General features: G+C 69.0%; 14 protein-coding genes. 6 read left to right on the forward strand and 8 right to left on the reverse strand.

Translation table 11 applies throughout. The features are described 5' to 3' along the window. Positions 1 to 70: 70 nt before the first annotated feature. Together U4Z31_RS26110 and U4Z31_RS26115 are read right to left on the reverse strand one after the other, a co-directional pair. Positions 71 to 2,269, reverse strand: a complete 2,199-nt coding sequence (locus U4Z31_RS26110; RefSeq protein ID WP_321811776.1) for a penicillin-binding protein 1A — start codon at positions 2,267 to 2,269, stop codon at positions 71 to 73. Positions 2,270 to 2,366: 97 nt separating this feature from the next. Next, positions 2,367 to 3,929, reverse strand: a complete 1,563-nt coding sequence (locus tag U4Z31_RS26115; RefSeq protein ID WP_321811777.1) for a PLP-dependent aminotransferase family protein — start codon at positions 3,927 to 3,929, stop codon at positions 2,367 to 2,369. Positions 3,930 to 4,055: 126 nt separating this feature from the next. Between U4Z31_RS26115 and U4Z31_RS26120 the strand changes: the two genes are divergently transcribed. Continuing rightward, a complete protein-coding gene (locus U4Z31_RS26120; protein ID WP_321811778.1) occupies positions 4,056 to 4,694 on the forward strand; it encodes an FMN-binding negative transcriptional regulator in 639 nt (212 codons plus the stop codon). Positions 4,695 to 4,743: 49 nt separating this feature from the next. Here U4Z31_RS26120 and U4Z31_RS26125 read toward each other — a convergent pair whose 3' ends face one another. Beyond that, complete coding sequence (locus U4Z31_RS26125; protein WP_044847430.1) at positions 4,744 to 5,334, reverse strand: thioredoxin family protein; 591 nt, start codon at positions 5,332 to 5,334, stop codon at positions 4,744 to 4,746. Between the two features lie 227 nt (positions 5,335 to 5,561). Here U4Z31_RS26125 and U4Z31_RS26130 point away from each other — a divergent pair, with 227 nt between their 5' ends. Both U4Z31_RS26130 and U4Z31_RS26135 read left to right on the forward strand, forming a co-directional pair. Then, positions 5,562 to 6,302, forward strand: a complete 741-nt coding sequence (locus tag U4Z31_RS26130; protein WP_044847429.1) for a response regulator — start codon at positions 5,562 to 5,564, stop codon at positions 6,300 to 6,302. Continuing rightward, positions 6,299 to 7,621, forward strand: a complete 1,323-nt coding sequence (locus U4Z31_RS26135; protein WP_321811779.1) for an ATP-binding protein — start codon at positions 6,299 to 6,301, stop codon at positions 7,619 to 7,621. The genes U4Z31_RS26130 and U4Z31_RS26135 overlap by 4 nt, the downstream gene beginning before the upstream one ends. 61 nt (positions 7,622 to 7,682) lie before the next feature. Here the strand turns inward: U4Z31_RS26135 and U4Z31_RS26140 are convergent, their stop codons facing one another. The 4 genes from U4Z31_RS26140 to U4Z31_RS26155 form a co-directional block, all read right to left on the reverse strand. After that, positions 7,683 to 8,294, reverse strand: a complete 612-nt coding sequence (locus U4Z31_RS26140) for an alpha/beta fold hydrolase (RefSeq protein WP_044847427.1) — start codon at positions 8,292 to 8,294, stop codon at positions 7,683 to 7,685. A 52-nt stretch (positions 8,295 to 8,346) separates the two neighbouring features. Further along, a complete protein-coding gene (locus U4Z31_RS26145; protein ID WP_321811780.1) occupies positions 8,347 to 9,081 on the reverse strand; it encodes a metallophosphoesterase family protein in 735 nt (244 codons plus the stop codon). A 99-nt stretch (positions 9,082 to 9,180) separates the two neighbouring features. After that, positions 9,181 to 9,717, reverse strand: coding sequence for a GNAT family protein (locus U4Z31_RS26150; protein ID WP_321811781.1), 537 nt, complete (start codon positions 9,715 to 9,717; stop codon positions 9,181 to 9,183). A 114-nt stretch (positions 9,718 to 9,831) separates the two neighbouring features. Beyond that, positions 9,832 to 10,464: a LysE family translocator gene (locus U4Z31_RS26155; RefSeq protein WP_321811782.1), complete on the reverse strand. Its 633-nt coding sequence runs from the start codon at positions 10,462 to 10,464 to the stop codon at positions 9,832 to 9,834. A gap of 317 nt (positions 10,465 to 10,781) precedes the next feature. Here U4Z31_RS26155 and U4Z31_RS26160 point away from each other — a divergent pair, with 317 nt between their 5' ends. From U4Z31_RS26160 to U4Z31_RS26170, 3 genes are all read left to right on the forward strand, one after another. Then, positions 10,782 to 11,975 (forward strand): porin, encoded by a 1,194-nt coding sequence (locus tag U4Z31_RS26160; RefSeq protein ID WP_044847424.1) that lies wholly within the window; start codon positions 10,782 to 10,784, stop codon positions 11,973 to 11,975. A 4-nt stretch (positions 11,976 to 11,979) separates the two neighbouring features. Further along, positions 11,980 to 12,336: a hypothetical protein gene (locus U4Z31_RS26165; RefSeq protein WP_321811783.1), complete on the forward strand. Its 357-nt coding sequence runs from the start codon at positions 11,980 to 11,982 to the stop codon at positions 12,334 to 12,336. A gap of 297 nt (positions 12,337 to 12,633) precedes the next feature. Then, positions 12,634 to 14,556 carry an SMP-30/gluconolactonase/LRE family protein gene (locus U4Z31_RS26170; protein WP_321811784.1) on the forward strand — a complete coding sequence of 641 codons (1,923 nt, stop codon included), beginning with the start codon at positions 12,634 to 12,636 and terminating at the stop codon, positions 14,554 to 14,556. Between the two features lie 34 nt (positions 14,557 to 14,590). Here the strand turns inward: U4Z31_RS26170 and U4Z31_RS26175 are convergent, their stop codons facing one another. Then, complete coding sequence (locus U4Z31_RS26175; protein WP_415750303.1) at positions 14,591 to 15,517, reverse strand: c-type cytochrome; 927 nt, start codon at positions 15,515 to 15,517, stop codon at positions 14,591 to 14,593. Positions 15,518 to 15,521: the final 4 nt, after the last annotated feature.

Raw genomic sequence — 15,521 nt, forward strand, 5'->3', positions numbered from 1 at the left:
CGTCGATGATGCGTGGTGTGGGCCGGGATCGCTTCGTCCGGGTGGACGAAGCGTCTTAGTCGTGCCGCGCTCAGCGGAAAATCTTCAGCCAGTCGAACAGGCCCGGATGCGGACGCCGCCTCGGTGCCGGCGCCGGCGCGCTGCGCGGCCGGAAGTCGGGCGAGAACTGCACATGCGGGTCGATCGCACGCGCACGCAGCGCCGCATCGTAGAACGAGCCGACGATCGGCAGCGCGCTGTGCGCGCCCGCGCCCCAATAGTCGCTGCGCAGCGTCACGTTGCCGTCGTCGAAGCCGACCCAGGCGCCGGCCACCAGTTGCGGATGCATCAGGATGAACCAGCCGTCCGTGTTGTCCTGCGTCGTGCCGGTCTTGCCCGCGACGTCGATGCGAATCCCGTAGCGCGAGCGGATGTCGGCACCAGTCCCGTAATCGACGACGCCACGCATCACGTCGACCAGCGTCTGTGCCGCGGCCACCGGCATCGCGCGTTCAGGCGGCGCGCTGCCGAACGCGGCGAGCACCTTGCCGTCGCGATCCTCGATGCGCGTGATCATCTGCGGCGCGACGTACACGCCGCGGTTCGCGATCGTCCCGTACGCGGACACCATTTCCTTCAGCGTGACGGGGCTCGTACCGAGCGCGAGCGACGGCACCGCGTCGAGCGGGCTTTCGCGCACGCCCATCGCACGTGCGAGCTGTGCGACCCTGGGCGCGCCTTCGCGCTGCATCACCTGCGCGGTGATGCGATTGCGCGACAGGGCGAGCGCGTCGCGCAGGGACATCGGCGCGTCCGTCGGCGGTTCGGCATCGGTCGGACGCCACACCGCGTGCGCGCCGATCGGGATCGCCACCGGACGATCGACGAACGTATCGTCCGGCCGCATGCCGTCCGCGAACGCGGCGCCATAGACGAACGGCTTGAACGTCGAGCCCGGCTGGCGTCGCGCCTGCACGACGTGATCGAACGGCTCGTTGCCGAAGTCGGGGCTGCCGACCCACGCGCGAATCGCGCCGTTGCGCGGATCGAGCGCGACGAAGCCGGCCTGTACCTGCGTCTTGCGCTCGCACAACGCGCGCACGAACGCGCGATTCGCGCCGAGCTGCTTCAGCGCGGCCGCGTCGGCGAGCCCGGCGGCGCGCGCGTCGCGATAGTCGGGCGTCTGCCGGATGAAGCCGCGGAACAGGTCGTTGCGCAGCCCGCAGCCGGACGGGTTGTGCCACGCGTCATCGGCGATCGCCTGCAGGCGATCGGTTTGCTGCGTCAGCGCTTGCGTCGCCATGTCCTGCAGCTGCGCATCGAGCGTCGTGCGCACGACGAGGCCGTCCGAGTAGAGGTCGTAGTTGTTGCGGTCGGCCCAGGCGATCAGCCACTTGCGCAGCTGCACCGCGAAGTGCGGGGCCGGGCCGGGTTGCGCGGTCTGCGGCTCGAAGTCGACGCGCAGCGGGCGGCGCTGCAGTTGCGCGAGCTGCCGCGGCGACAGCATGCCCATCGCGGCCATCCGCGCGAGCACGATGTTGCGGCGCTGGACCGCGCGCTCCGGATTCAGCACCGGGTTGTAGTAGCTGTTGCCCTTCAGCATCCCGACGAGCGTCGCGCTTTCGACGATGTCGAGCTGGTCCGCCGATTTGCCGAAATAGGTGCGCGCGGCCATTTCGACGCCGTACGCGTTGTACAGGAACGGCACGGTGTTCAGGTAAGTTTCGAGAATCTCGTCCTTGCTGTACACCGCCTCGATCTTGAACGCGGTGATCAGCTCCTTCACCTTGCGCGTGAGCGTCGGCGCGCGGCCGACTTCGTCCGGATACAGATTGCGGGCGAGCTGCTGCGTGATCGTCGAGCCGCCCTGGCGGCTGCCCGAGAATGTATGCAGCCCCGCCGCGAGCGTGCGGCGCCAGTCGATGCCGTGATGCGCGTAGAAGCGGTGGTCCTCGGTCGCGATCAGTGCGTCGACCATGTGCGGCGAGATCTGCTTGAGCGGCACCCATTCGCGGTTCACGGGCCGGAACTCGGCGATCAGCTGGCCGTCGGCCGACAGCACGCGCGCCGGACGGTCGATGCGCGCCTTGCGGATGTCGCCGATGCTCGGCGTGAACGGCACGAACGCGAGCAGGACCAGCAGGCCGAGCACGGGGATCGCGGCAAGCGTCAGCGCGACGCCGCGGCGCGTCGGATGGCGCAGGCGATGCCACGCGCCGGCGCCGAGCGCGCGTGCGCCGGTACGGCAGCGAAGCCACAGATCTCGAAGATACGGCACGAAGCGATTCACGGCGGCAGGAGCGCGAGCGGAAAAGGCGCGATCCTAGCAAACCGCGCAGCGTCACCTGTGGCCAAAACGCCGGTTTTCCTGCAGGCGTTACAGACGATTACGTTTGTTGCCCGCGGACAACTTTTGGTCGCGTGCGCCGCCGCGATTCCTCCGACGAATCGACGCCGGCGGCTTCGCCGACTACATCCGCGAGCCGCTGCGCGGCCGCTTCCATCCGTGCGCGATCGAACCCGCCGAAGCCGAGCACGAGGCCCGGACGCGCGGTGCCCGGCGCGAACATCGGCGACACCGCGCGCACCGCCACGCCCGCCTGCGCGGCGCGCGCCACCACGTCGAGATCGTCGATCCCTTCCGCGAGCCACAGCACGACGTGCATCCCCTGATCGCCCGGCTGCACCCAGGCGCGCTCGCGCGGCAGCCGCTTGCCGAGCGTGTCGATCAGCAGCGCGCGCTGTTCCGCGTAGACGCCGCGCACGCGGCGGATGTGGCGGTCGAGATGGCCTTCCGCGATGAAGGCGGCGAGTACGTGCTGATCGGCGGTCGGCGCGTGGCGATCCATCAGCACGCGCGCGCCGCAGAACGCGGGCACGAGCTCGGCGGGCGCGATCACGTAGCCGAGCCGCAGCGACGGGAACAGGATCTTGCTGAACGTGCCGAGATAGATCACGTGTTCCGGATCCAGGCCTTGCAGCGACGGGAACGGATAGCCTTCGTAGCGCAGCTCGCTGTCGTAGTCGTCCTCGACCACCCATGCGCGATGCGCGCGCGCCCAGCCGAGCAGCGCGTTGCGGCGCGCCATGCTCATCGGCATCCCGAGCGGATACTGGTGCGATGGCGTGACGAACGCCGCGCGCGCGTCCGGCGCGAGATGGATGCCGGCCTCGACGTCGATGCCGTCCGCGTCGACCGGCACGCGGACCATCGCGTCGCGCCGCCCGGTGCTCTCGAGCAGCGCGGTGATGCCGCGATAGGCGGGATTCTCGACCCACGCGCGATCGTTCGGGCCGAGCAGGACCTGGCTCGCGAGGTGCAGGCCCTGTTGCGTGCCGCTCGTGATGACGACCTGCTCGGCGCTGCAGCGCACCGAGCGCGAGCGGCGCACGTAATCGGCGATCGCTTCGCGCAGCGGCAGCGCGCCTTGCGGATCCGCATAACCGGACGGCGCGCCGGCGCCGCGGGCGCGCAGGCGGTTGCCGAGCCGGCGCCAGATGTCGTCGGGCGCGGTGAGCCCGACCGGCACCGAGATCGCGAACGGCGCGGCCGGCAGCGGACGGAATTCGCGGGCGATCCGCGCGAACGTCGCGGCCGGTTCGGGCAGGCCGGCATGGGCGGCGCGCTGGCGGGCGGCGGGCGGTCCGCCAGCCGGCGGCGACGGCTCGGCCAGCGCGTTCGCGACCCGCGTGCCGGCGCCGCCGCGCGACTCCAGGAAGCCTTCGGCGACGAGTTGCGCATACGCGTCGACGACGGTGCCGCGCGAGACCTGCAGCGACGCCGCGAGCAGCCGCGTGGACGGCAGCGTGTCGCCGGGCCGCACGTCGCCGCGGCGCACTGCGTCCCGCAACGCCTGCGCGAGCTGGCGGCTCAGGTCGCCGGCCGCGCGGTCGAGCGCGCCGAGCGCGCCGAGCGACGGGATTTCGACGATCCGGGCGGTCCTGGCCATGATTCTGGTCTGCTGAAAATGTTCTAAACCGGCTCTACAGCATAAACCAGTTAGCGATCACAATCGGGGCATGACGGGCCGGTTCCGACCCGTTCCCTCCCAACTCTGTCCGACCGTGGAGCCGCCATGTATGTCCCCGCCGATTTCGCCGAATCCCGTCCCGACGTGCTGCGCGAACTGATCGTCCAGCATCCGTTCGGCACCCTGGTCACGCGCGGGAACAGCGGGCTCGACGCGAACCACCTTCCGTTCGAACTGCTGCCGGGCGACGGCGGCCTCGGCGAACTGCATGCGCACGTCGCGCGCGCGAATCCGCTCTGGCAGGACGTCGCGGACGGCGACGAGGTGCTCGTGATCTTCCGCGCCGGCGACGCGTACATCTCGCCGAACTGGTACCCGAGCAAGCACGTCGCGCATCGGCAGGTGCCGACGTGGAACTACGTGGTCGTGCATGCGCACGGCCGCATCACCGTGCGCGACGACGAGAAGTTCGTGCGCGGCGTGGTCGCGCGGCTGACGCGCACGCACGAGGCGTCGCAGCCGGCGCCGTGGAAGATGGCCGACGCGCCGAAGGACTATCTCGACACGATGCTGCAGTCGATCGTCGGGCTGCAGATCGAGATCACGCGGCTCGTCGGCAAGCGCAAGCTCGGGCAGAACAAGGCGGTCGACGATATTCGCGGGGCGGGCGACGCGCTGATCGCGGACGGGACTCTCGCGATCGGGGAGGCGATGCTGGCGGAAGCCGACGCGAAGCGCGGGTGAGTCACGGTGAATCGCACGGGGGCGCATGTGGCGCCCGCGCCGGCGCACGCTACTGCGTACGCGTCGCGCCCTTCGTCCCCATCGTTCCTTCTGCCGCCTGCGCCAGCGCCCCCCGAATCGCCGCTTCCGTCTTGTCATACCCTCCCTCGCCATACCGCGTATAGACGACCTTCCCGTTCGCGTCGATCAGGTACAGCGCGGGCCAGTACTGGTTGCCGTACGCGCGCCACGTGTCGTAGCGGTTGTCCTGCGCGACCGGATACTGGATGCCGAAGCGCTTGACCGCATCGGCGACGTTCTTCGCATCGCGTTCGAACGGATACTCGGGCGTATGCACGCCGACCACGACGAGCCCCTGGTCGCGATACTTCCGGTACCAGTCGTTCACGTACGGAATCGTATGAATGCAGTTGATGCACGAGTACGTCCAGAAATCGACCAGCACGACCTTGCCGCGCAGCTGGTCGAGCTTGAGCGGCGCGCTGTTGTGCCAGCGCTCGATGCCGGTGAAGTCGGGCGCCGGCGTGCCGGCCAGCGAGGCGGTCATGCCCGCGTCGTCGCGGGTGCCGGCGAACGCGGCGAGCCCGGCCGTGGCGGCGAGGGCGATCACGAGGGCGGCGGTCTTGAGTCTGGTCGGCATGGCGGTTCTCCGGTTCGGCCGGCCGCCGGGCGGGGGCGGCGGCCGGACAGGTTTCGACAGCCCTCATTGGGCCGCGCCGACGTATCTGCGATGTGTCCGGCCGGCCGTGCGTGTGCAATGTTGTGTGTCGTCACGGCGGCGCGATACATTGGGATACAAACGGGTGCCCGCGGTGGGGTATAAAAGCGGACATCGCCAGCCGGAACATCACGCCAACGACACCGCCCATGGACAAGATCGACCACGTACTGATCGTCGACGACGATCGCGCGATCCGCGAACTGATCGCGGACTACCTGGAGAAGAACGGCATGCGCGTGTCGCTCGCCGCGAACGGCCGCGAGATGCGCAACGCGCTCGACGACGGCGCGCCCGACCTGATCGTGCTCGACCTGATGATGCCCGGCGAGGACGGCCTCACGCTGTGCCGCGATCTGCGCGCGGGCAAGTTCCGGACGGTGCCGGTGCTGATGCTGACCGCGCGCGGCGAGGAAACCGACCGCATCATCGGTCTGGAGATGGGCGCCGACGACTATCTTGCGAAGCCGTTCGCGGTGCGCGAGCTGCTCGCGCGGATCCGCTCGGTGCTGCGCCGCGCGCGCATGCTGCCGCCCGGCATGCAGGTGACGGAGTCGGCCGCGATGCTCGCGTTCGGCGAATGGCGGCTCGACACGACGGGGCGTCACCTGCTCGACGCCGAAGGCACGCTGGTCGCGTTGAGCGGCGCCGAATACCGGCTGTTGCGCGTGTTCCTCGACAATCCGCAGCGCGTGCTGACGCGCGACCAGTTGCTCAACCTCACGCAGGGCCGGCAGTCCGATCCGTTCGACCGGTCGATCGACCTGCTCGTGAGCCGGCTGCGCCAGCGCCTGCGCGACGGCGCGCGCGAGCCGCGCTACATCAAGACGCTGCGCAACGAGGGCTACGTGTTCTCGTCGGCGGTGACCGCGGTCGAAGGCGACGCATGAGCGCGCGCACCCCGTGGCACTGGCCGCGCTCGCTGTTCGCGCGGCTCGCGCTGATCCTGTGCGTGGGCCTCGCGCTCGCGCAGACGCTGTCGTTCTGGCTCACGGTCACCGAGCGCGACCAGGCGACCACCAACCTGATGATGGGCTACATCGAACGCGAGGTCGCGAGTTCGGTCGCGCTGCTCGATCACCTGCCGCCCGACCAGCGTGCCGCGTGGCTGCCGCGTCTCGCACGGCGCAGCTACGCGTTCATCCTCGGGCCCGGCGAGACGGGCACGCCGCCGGAGGCGCGGCTCTCGGCGCGCGTCGAGCGCTCGATCTCGGACGGCATCGGCGGCGACTATCCGCTGACGGCGAACGCGATCCCCGGCGATCGCGAACATCTGCAGGTGCATCTGCGCCTGACCGACGGCTCGCCGCTGACGATCGACATCCACCCGATGTCCACGGTGCCGCTGTCGGGCTGGCTGCCGGTCGTGCTCGCGCTGCAGCTCGCGGTGCTGGCCGCGTGCTGCTGGCTCGCGGTGCGGCTCGCGACGCGGCCGCTGAAGCAGCTCGCGCAGGCGGCCGACGCGCTCGGCCCCGACCTGAAGGGCGAACGCCTGAACGAGGACGGGCCGTCCGAAGTCGCGCGTGCCGCGCGCGCGTTCAACGCGATGCAGGACCGCATCGCGCAGTACATGGCCGAGCGCATGCAGATCCTCGCGTCGATCTCGCACGACCTGCAGACGCCGATCACGCGGATGCGGCTGCGCGTCGACGTGATGGACGACGACGCGCAGGGCGCGAAGCTGCGCCAGGACCTGCTCGAGATGGAGCATCTGGTGAAGGAAGGCGTCGCGTATGCGCGCACGCTGCACGGCACGGAAGAGGCCGCGCGCCGCATCGATCTCGATGCGCTGCTCGACAGCATCGTGTGCGACTACACGGATGCGGGGCAGGACGTCGCGCTGCATGGCGGCGGCCCGCTCGCGCTTGTCACGCGGCCGAAGGCGCTGCGCCGGATCGTCGGCAACCTCGTCGACAACGCGCTGAAGTTCGCGGGCGCGGCCGAGATCGACGTGCAGGCGGTGCCGGGCGGCGGCGCGGTCATCGCGGTGCTCGATCGCGGGCCGGGCATTCCGGACGATCAGCTCGACGCGGTGTTCGAACCGTTCCGGCGCGTGGAGACGTCGCGCAATCGCGAGACGGGCGGCACGGGGCTCGGCCTCGCGATCGCGCGGCAGCTTGCGCTCGCGATGGGTGGCACGCTCACGTTGCGCAACCGGCCGGACGGCGGTGGACTCGAAGCACGGTTGACGCTGGTGAACGCGACCTGACGCGACGCCGTGTAATGCGGCGTCGAGCGCGTCGCGGGCTTCGGGGTCGAAGCGGGCTGCGTCACACGCGCTGCAGATGCGCGTCGACGAGCGGCGCGAGCGTTTCGGCATGCACGGCCGCGAGATCGTGCCGGCCGCCCGGCACCACGTGCAGCCGTGCATCGGGCAGCCGTTCGAGCAGGCGTTTGCCGGCCGCGACCGGGCTGATCGGATCGTCGTCGCCCCACAGCAGCAGCGTCGGCTGCGCGATGCGGCCGATGCCCTGCGACAGGTCGGCGCGCAACGTCAGGAACCAGTCGGGCAATTGCGGGTTCGCTTGCGCGAAGCCGGCGCGCCAGTCCTGCGCGCCGAGCCCCTGCATGTCGAGGCCACCCGACGTGACCGTCAGCACCAGGTGCGTGACGAGCGGCGCACGTTCGAGTGCCGCGCGCATCGCGATCACGCCGCCCATCGATTGCGCGATCACGGCGGTCGGCCGGTCGATCGCGCTCAGCACATGGCGCACGAGACCGTCGAAGTCGTCGACGGCCGGATCGCGCGGCGTGTCGCCGAAGCCCGGATAGCCGACGATCCGACGCTCGGCCGGATGCGCGAGGCGGCTCGCGAGCGGTTGCCAGAAGGCGGTGCTGCCCGATGCGCCGGGCAGAAACAGCAGTTGTGACGGAACGGGCATGACGGATTGGTGTTCTGGTGAACGAAGCGGGTGAATGGAAGGCGGCGATGCGTCAGCACCGGCCGGTGCGCAGCGCGACGCTCCAGTCGTCGCGGCCGCGCGATGCCGCGGTGGCGGCGGCCGTATGCCAGTCGTATTCGACCGCATGGAATTCGGCGTGCCAGCCGGCCGGCGTGCGCGACACCATCGCGTAGCGCGCATGCGGCGAACCCGTTTCGATCCGGTGCGGGTGCGGTAGATCGTCCACGTACGCCTGCAGCCCGACACTGCCGGGGTTGACGATCAGCCGGCCGTCGTCGAGTTTCGCGAGGCGCGGCACGTGCGTATGGCCGCACAGAATCAGCGAGGCCGTCTCGTCGCCCGCGCGCTGCGCGATTTCATCGGGCGTCGCCGCACGGCAGCCGTCGGGCGTGACCGTTTCGAGGAAGTAGACGAGGTCGCTGGCAGGCGTGCCATGCACCATCAGCACATCGTCGCCGAGCGTCAGGCGCTCGGGCAGCGCGGCGATCCATGCGCGCTGGTCGTCGCGCAGCGTGTCGTGCGCCCAGCGGTCGGACAGCCGCATCGTGTCGCGATCGCCGGTCAGCAGTTGCCGTTCGTGATTGCCCTTGATGGTCGGCAGGTCGAGCGCGATCAGGCGGTCGGCCGTTGCGGCCGGATGGAGCGCGCCCGACACGATGTCGCCGAGGTTGACGATCACGTCGGCGCCGCGGCGGCGCACGTCGTCGAGCACCGCGTCGAGCGCGGCGAGGTTGCCGTGGATGTCGGACAGCGCGGCGATTTTCATGGCGAAGGAGTCGAAGCGGGGAACGGCGATTGTCGCGAATTCGCCGCGGGTCGTCCATTCGCGTCGACGGCGTGCGGATCGGCGCGTCGCGTCGGCCCGTCAGTCGGTCGCGAGGCGCGCGTACAGCGCGAAATCGCCCGGCGCGCCGCGCACCATCCGGTATGCGCGCAGCAATCCTTCGTACCGGTAGCCGCATTTCTGCAGCACGCGCGCGGAGCCGGCATTGCTGGTCAGCACGACGCCCTGGATCCGCATGAAGCCGCCTTCGGCGAACGCCCATGCGGTGACGCTCGCGCACAGCGCGCTCGCGATGCCGCGCCCCCAGTGCGATGGCGCGAGGTCGTACGCGATCTCGGCCGAGCGGTTCGTGGTGGATACCGTATGCAGCCCGATGGTCCCGGCGAGCACGCCCGACGCGTCATCGACGATCGCGAGGCGGCGGATCGAATCCGGATGAGCCGATTCGATGCCGTCGAACAGCGGCAGCAGATCGTCGCGCGCATGCAGGTTCCAGCTCGTGTGGCGGACGACGTCGGGGTTCGACAGGTACGCGAACCACGTATCGAGATCCGCGCGGTCGAGCTGGCGGAGCGACAGGCCGGGGAAACCGGAGCGGGGAGGGACATCGATTCTCATCGCGAGCCTGTTGAGACCGTTGCGGGCAATGCGACCCGCGCGAACGGCGCGCCTGAAGCGCCCGAAGCGCCCGAAGCACCCGAAGCACCCGAAGCACCGCGCATGCCGATGCCCCTACGCAGCATGCCGCCGATACAGCGCGAGCGATCCCGCCAGCGCGAGCAGCATCGCACCGCACGTGCGTTCGAGCCACAGCGCGCCCGAGCGCTTCAGCAGCCGCATAGCGCGCGCGCCGAGCAGCGCGTAGCCGAACATTACGGCGCCGTCGAGCAGCGCGAACGTGACCGCGAGCGCGACGTATTGCGGCGCGAGCGGGGCGGCCGGATCGAGGAACTGCGGCAGGAACGCGGAGAAGAACAGATAGCCCTTCGGATTCGTCACCGCGGTCAGGAAGCTCTTCGCGAAGATCGACGCGTTGCGTTCGTACGCCGCGCCGCCATGCGCGACGGCGACGTCGAGCGAGCCCTTCGACGTGAGCAGCCGGATGCCGACGTACGCGAGATAGGCGGCGCCGAGCCATTTCACCACCGAGAACCAGAACGCCGAGGCCATCAGCAGCGCGCCGAGGCCGAGCGCGACCGCGACGATCAGCACGAAGTCGGACAGCATCGCGCCGGCGAAGCCGTAGGCCGCGCGGCGCATGCCGTAGCGCGAGCCGTTGGTCAGGGCGAGCAGCACGGTCGGGCCGGGCGTCGCGATCCCGACGAACGCGACGGCGGCGAAGATCAGCAGGGTCGAGTGATGCATGCCGAAGACTCCCGGTGGAAGGCGGGTGCCCGATTATCGGGCGCGCGGCCTCGCGCTGTACAGGGACGTCCGCCGCGCGGCTGATTATCTCGATTTTGGCAAGAAGCTGTTTTCATTATTGCGCTATCGACCGGAACCGGTTCCAACTACCATGGCGGCCGCGGCGGGCATGCTGGCCGCGACGTCGCGCGCGCGTTTCGCATGCGCGCGTTCCCGTGTGCGGACGCCGCCGGCCTCGCCATGCCGGTGGATCTCGCCGACCGCGCGCGCTACTCGCATAGAACAACGGGTTCACCGCCCGGAGACGCTAAAAAATCATGAACAAGCAACTGATCGCAGCACCGCTGCTGCTCTCGCTCGCGGGCATCGCCTCCGCGCAAAGCTCCGTTACGCTGTACGGCATCGTCGATGCGGGCGTGACCTACCGCAGCAACGAACGGGTCGGCTCGCCGGGCGCCTATACGGGGCACTCGGACGTCGCCCTGACTACCGGCAACCTGTCCGGCAGCCGCTGGGGCATCAAGGGCGCCGAGGATCTCGGCGGCGGGATGCGCGCGCTGTTCGTGCTCGAGAACGGCTTCGACATCACCAACGGCACGTCGGGCCAGGGCGGCCGCCAGTTCGGCCGGCAGGCGTTCGTCGGCGTCGGCAGCGACCGCTACGGCACGGTCACGCTCGGTCGCCAGTACACGTCGCTCGACGACTTCGTGAGCCCGGTCGGCCCGTCGTCGTTCATCGGCGGCTTCGGCGCGCATCCGGGCGACATCGACGACCTCGACCAGACCGCGCGCGTCGACAGCTCGATCAAGTATACGAGCGCGAACTACGCGGGCTTCACGTTCGGCGCGCTGTACGGCTTCGGCAGCCAGCCGGGCAGCATGAAGCAGCGCAACACGTGGAGCGTCGGCGCGGCGTACGCGGCGGGGCCGCTGCGCGTGGGCGTCGGCTACGAGCGTTCGGACAACAGCAAGACGGGCGCGACCGACCCGACCGCCGGCAAGTGGCGGAGCACCGACGACGGCCTGTTCAACTCGTCGATCAACGAAGGCTATGCGAGCGCGCAGTCGCAGCAGATCATCGCGACCGGCGCGACGTACGACTTCGGCCCGGCCGTGGTCGGGGTGAACTACAGTAACGTGCAGTACCGCAGCGGTGCCCAGTCGCTGTTCAGCGGTCATGCGACGTTCAACGTCGCGGGCGTGTTCACGCGCTGGAACGTGCAGCCGCAGACGCAACTGTTCGCGGGCTACAGCTACACGCGCGGCAGCGACGTCGACGGCATCGACAACCGCGCGCAGTATCACAACGTCACGCTCGGTGCGGTCTACGACCTGTCGAAGCGCACCAGCGTGTACCTGCTCGGCGCGTACCAGCATGCGTCGGGCACGACGCTCGACGCGCTCGGCCGGCCGGTGGCGGCGACCGCATCGGTGTCGGACAAGGCGAACGGCCACTCGTCCGACTCGCGATCGCAGGCGATCGTCAGCCTCGGGCTGCGTCAGAAGTTCTGATGGCATGCGCAGCCAGTGGCCCGCATTCGATGCGGGCCGCTGGCTGCACGATGCGTACCCAATCCTGTCGTATCCGGGCGGCTTGGACGGCGCGATGCCCGACGGCCCGCACCGGAGCGCATCGCCTTCACGTTCGGCCGGCGCGCGGCCTTCCCGGTTGACCTGCGGCCGTGTCTTCTTCCGCCGAATTCTCGGCACCTCTTCCGTGCCGCCTGCATCGGCGACGGCATTCCGTCGCGCATCTCTTATTTCACTTCTTCACGATTTCCCGGCAATACGGTATGCGGCCCGCGCGTCCGGTGACGTGATGTCGTATGCACCGAACAATATTTTTTTCTTTCATTTTAATTTCGATTTGTAATCATTGAATCGACTTGCCGGCGATGGAAATTCAATGCGTTTGAATCAGAAAAAATGACGTATTTGTATTGGGCGATTCGGAATAAAGTGCCGAAAACCGCGGATCGCGAGAGCGCTGCCTGGCGGGGATCCGCGGTGCGACTTCCGGATCGGTCCATCTTCAGTCAGGCGGCGTCGCGCGGTAAAGGAACGCAATGAACAATTCGACATGCAATTGAACCGGTTTTTTAAAAAATCACCGATATTTCATACGCGGCGAATTAGAGTGTCGAAAAACGATCGTCCGGGAGCATCATTCATGTTATCGAAACAAATTCGCGCGGCATTGCTTGGATTGTGCATGGCAATGCTGGCGCCGGTCAGTCACGCACAAGCGCAATACACGACGGACTGGCTCGCGAACACGTTCGGCACGCTCGCCGCGCACGTCGGCAACGGCGCGCGCTCGCTGTGGGTCGCCCCCGAGGGCGTGATCTATACGGCGTCGCGCTGGGACGAGAACGCGGGCGGCGTCGCGATCTACCAGAACGGGCAGACGCTCGGCACGATCGGCATCCATGACGAATTCCAGGGCGGCGCGATCACCGGCAACGCGAACGCGCTGTTCGTCGCGCTCGGCTACAACCGCACGTTCGGCAGCGGCTCGGTCGGCCGCTACAACCGCAGCACGAACCAGCGCGACCTGCGCATTCCGGTCAGCACGTGGACGGGCATCCAGTACGCGGACGTGATCACGGGCCTCGCGACGGCGGGCAACCTGCTGTACGCGAGCGACTTCTACGGCAACCGCGTGCGCGTCTACACGACGGACGGCGTGTGGCAGCGCGACATCGGCGTATCGGGGCCCGGCGCGCTGGCGCTGGACGGGGCCGGCAACCTGTGGGTCGCGCGCAAGAGCGCGGGCGTCGTCGCGCAGTTCAGCCCGACGGGCACGGCGATGAGCACGATCCAGATGGCGGCCCGTGCGCGGCCGGCATCGCTGTATTTCGATGCGCCGCGCGGGCAGTTGCTGGTGGGCGACGAAGGCCCCGACATGAACATCAAGATCTACGCGCTCGTGGGCCAGCCCGTGCAGGTCGGCACGTTCGGCGTGCAGGGCGGCTATCTCGACACGACGTCGGGCATCAAGGGGCAGGTCGGCGACAAGCGCTTCACGCGCGTCGCAGGCATCGGCAAGGACGCGGCCGGCAACCTGTACGTGCTGAACAACGCGTGGGGCGGCGGCTGGGATCTCGGGCGCAACGGCAGCACCGACCTGCATTCGTACAACCCGACGGGCGCGCTGCAATGGAAGCTGCAGGCGCTGAACTTCGAGGGCGCCGCCGCGCCCGATCCGGCGACCGACGGTGCGTTCTTCTACAGCGGCAACAACGTGTACACCGGCACCGCGGGCGGCACGTTCGTCGCGAACACGATCGATCCATTCAGCTATCCGAAGGACCCGCGCCTCGACATGAACGACTACCAGCGTGGTCAGCATTTCGGCCAGCTCGCGCTGGTAAAGGGCACCCGGATGCTCGTCGCGACCGGGCAGAACCCGGGCAACTACAACCTCTATCACTTCAACGGCGCGAGCGGCTACATCGCGATTCCGGACGGCTCGATTCCCGGCAAGCCGTTCAACACGACGCTGCAGGTAACGGCCGGTTTCGCGCTCGACGACAACGGCGACGTGTGGGCCGGCCTCGATCGCACCAACAACATCTCGCACTATCCGATGGCAGGTTTCGACGCGGCCGGGAAGCCGACATGGGGCAAGCCGGTGCAGATTCCGATTCCGCGCACCGTGCTGCCGCTCACGCGGATCATCTACCAGGCCGACAGCGACACGATGATCCTCGCGCAGGGCATCTCGGGCAGCTGGGACTGGACCGCGATGAACGGGCACATCGAGGTCTATCGCGGCTGGAAGGCCGGCAACACGAGCACGCCGAACGTGGCGATCAACCTGACGAGCGCGAATCCGAAATCGATGGCGGCGGCCGGCCACTACCTGTTCGTCGGCTACGTGCACACGGTACCGAACGTCGACGTGTTCGACCTGAACACCGGCAGCCTCGTCACCACGCTGACGAACTCGAACACGTCGGCGATGGACGTCGGCAACGACGTCGACTCGATGTACGGCATCCGTGCGTACCTGCGCTCGACCGGCGAATACGTGATCACGAAGGACAACTACAACGGGTCGAGCCTCGTCGTGTATCGCTGGCGTCCGTGATGGTGCAAGCGGCGCCGCCCGCGCCGGCCAGGTCTCATGGCGCGCCGAGCACGCGGCCGTTCACCTCGCGTCCGTACATCGAGTCGGGCGTGTCGTGGAATTTTGCGCGGGTGTCCTGCACCGAGCCGGTGAAGCGCGGGTCCTGCGGGCGTTCGTGGCTGTCCATGAAGGTCGCGACGTCCCATGCTTCCTGATCGGTCAGCGTGCCGCCGAGCCCGAGCGGCATGTTGGCCTTCACGAAGCCGGCCGCGTTGCGGATGTCGCCCATCCCCGCGCCCCAGTTGAACGAGCGTGCGCCCCAGAGCGCCGGAAAGACCGGCTTGCCGCCGCTCGATTGTCCCTGGCCGTCCGCGCCGTGACACAGCGCGCAGTGCTGCGTGTAGACGGCGGCGCCGCGCGCGTAGTCGGCTTTTTGCGCGGGCGGCGGCAGTTTCGGGAAACCCTGGCCGGGCAGTTTCGCGCCGACCGGCGCGCCCTGCGCGAGCCAGTACGAATAGGTTTCGAGCGCAACGAGAATCGGATCGCCGGCCGGCGGCGCCTTGCCGTTCATGCTGTATCTGAAGCAACCCTGCAAGCGTTCGGCGAACGTGTTCACGTGGCCGTTCTTGATGCGGTAGGCCGGGTACAGCAGGTAGGCGGCCCACATCGGGCTCGAATCGGGCCGGCGGCCCGCGTCGAGGTGGCAGCTCGCGCAGGTCAGCTTGTTGCCGACGTACTTGCCCGCGAGCTCGGGCGTGTGCAGGAAGATCTGCTCGCCGAGCTTCACGGTCTTGCCGAAGTCGTCGGCGGGTATCGCGGATTCGGGCGGCGGCGTGAATGGCTTCGCCGTCGTCGTCGCGGGAACGGTGGCCGCGGCGGAGGCGGAAGCGGCGGCCGGGGCGTCCTGCGGCGCGGCCGCGCACGCGAGCGCGGGCAGCCAGGCCGCACCGAGCAGCGCGGCACGCGCGCCGCGGACCACCATCGAG

Origin of the sequence: Burkholderia sp. BCC1985 (genome assembly GCF_905339915.1) — a bacterium.
Lineage (GTDB): Bacteria > Pseudomonadota > Gammaproteobacteria > Burkholderiales > Burkholderiaceae > Burkholderia.

Excerpts from the sequence above, each read along its gene's own strand:
- U4Z31_RS26160 (WP_044847424.1), top strand. The coding sequence starts at position 10,782 with ATGAACAAGCAACTGATCGCAGCACCGCTGCTGCTCTCGCTCGCGGGC.
- U4Z31_RS26130 (WP_044847429.1), top strand. The coding sequence starts at position 5,562 with ATGGACAAGATCGACCACGTACTGATCGTCGACGACGATCGCGCGATC.
- U4Z31_RS26175 (WP_415750303.1), bottom strand. The coding sequence starts at position 15,517 with ATGGTGGTCCGCGGCGCGCGTGCCGCGCTGCTCGGTGCGGCCTGGCTG.
- U4Z31_RS26135 (WP_321811779.1), top strand. The coding sequence starts at position 6,299 with ATGAGCGCGCGCACCCCGTGGCACTGGCCGCGCTCGCTGTTCGCGCGG.
- U4Z31_RS26125 (WP_044847430.1), bottom strand. The coding sequence starts at position 5,334 with ATGCCGACCAGACTCAAGACCGCCGCCCTCGTGATCGCCCTCGCCGCC.
- U4Z31_RS26145 (WP_321811780.1), bottom strand. The coding sequence starts at position 9,081 with ATGAAAATCGCCGCGCTGTCCGACATCCACGGCAACCTCGCCGCGCTC.
- U4Z31_RS26155 (WP_321811782.1), bottom strand. The coding sequence starts at position 10,464 with ATGCATCACTCGACCCTGCTGATCTTCGCCGCCGTCGCGTTCGTCGGG.
- U4Z31_RS26140 (WP_044847427.1), bottom strand. The coding sequence starts at position 8,294 with ATGCCCGTTCCGTCACAACTGCTGTTTCTGCCCGGCGCATCGGGCAGC.
- U4Z31_RS26170 (WP_321811784.1), top strand. The coding sequence starts at position 12,634 with ATGTTATCGAAACAAATTCGCGCGGCATTGCTTGGATTGTGCATGGCA.
- U4Z31_RS26150 (WP_321811781.1), bottom strand. The coding sequence starts at position 9,717 with ATGAGAATCGATGTCCCTCCCCGCTCCGGTTTCCCCGGCCTGTCGCTC.
- U4Z31_RS26115 (WP_321811777.1), bottom strand. The coding sequence starts at position 3,929 with ATGGCCAGGACCGCCCGGATCGTCGAAATCCCGTCGCTCGGCGCGCTC.
- U4Z31_RS26120 (WP_321811778.1), top strand. The coding sequence starts at position 4,056 with ATGTATGTCCCCGCCGATTTCGCCGAATCCCGTCCCGACGTGCTGCGC.
- U4Z31_RS26165 (WP_321811783.1), top strand. The coding sequence starts at position 11,980 with ATGCGCAGCCAGTGGCCCGCATTCGATGCGGGCCGCTGGCTGCACGAT.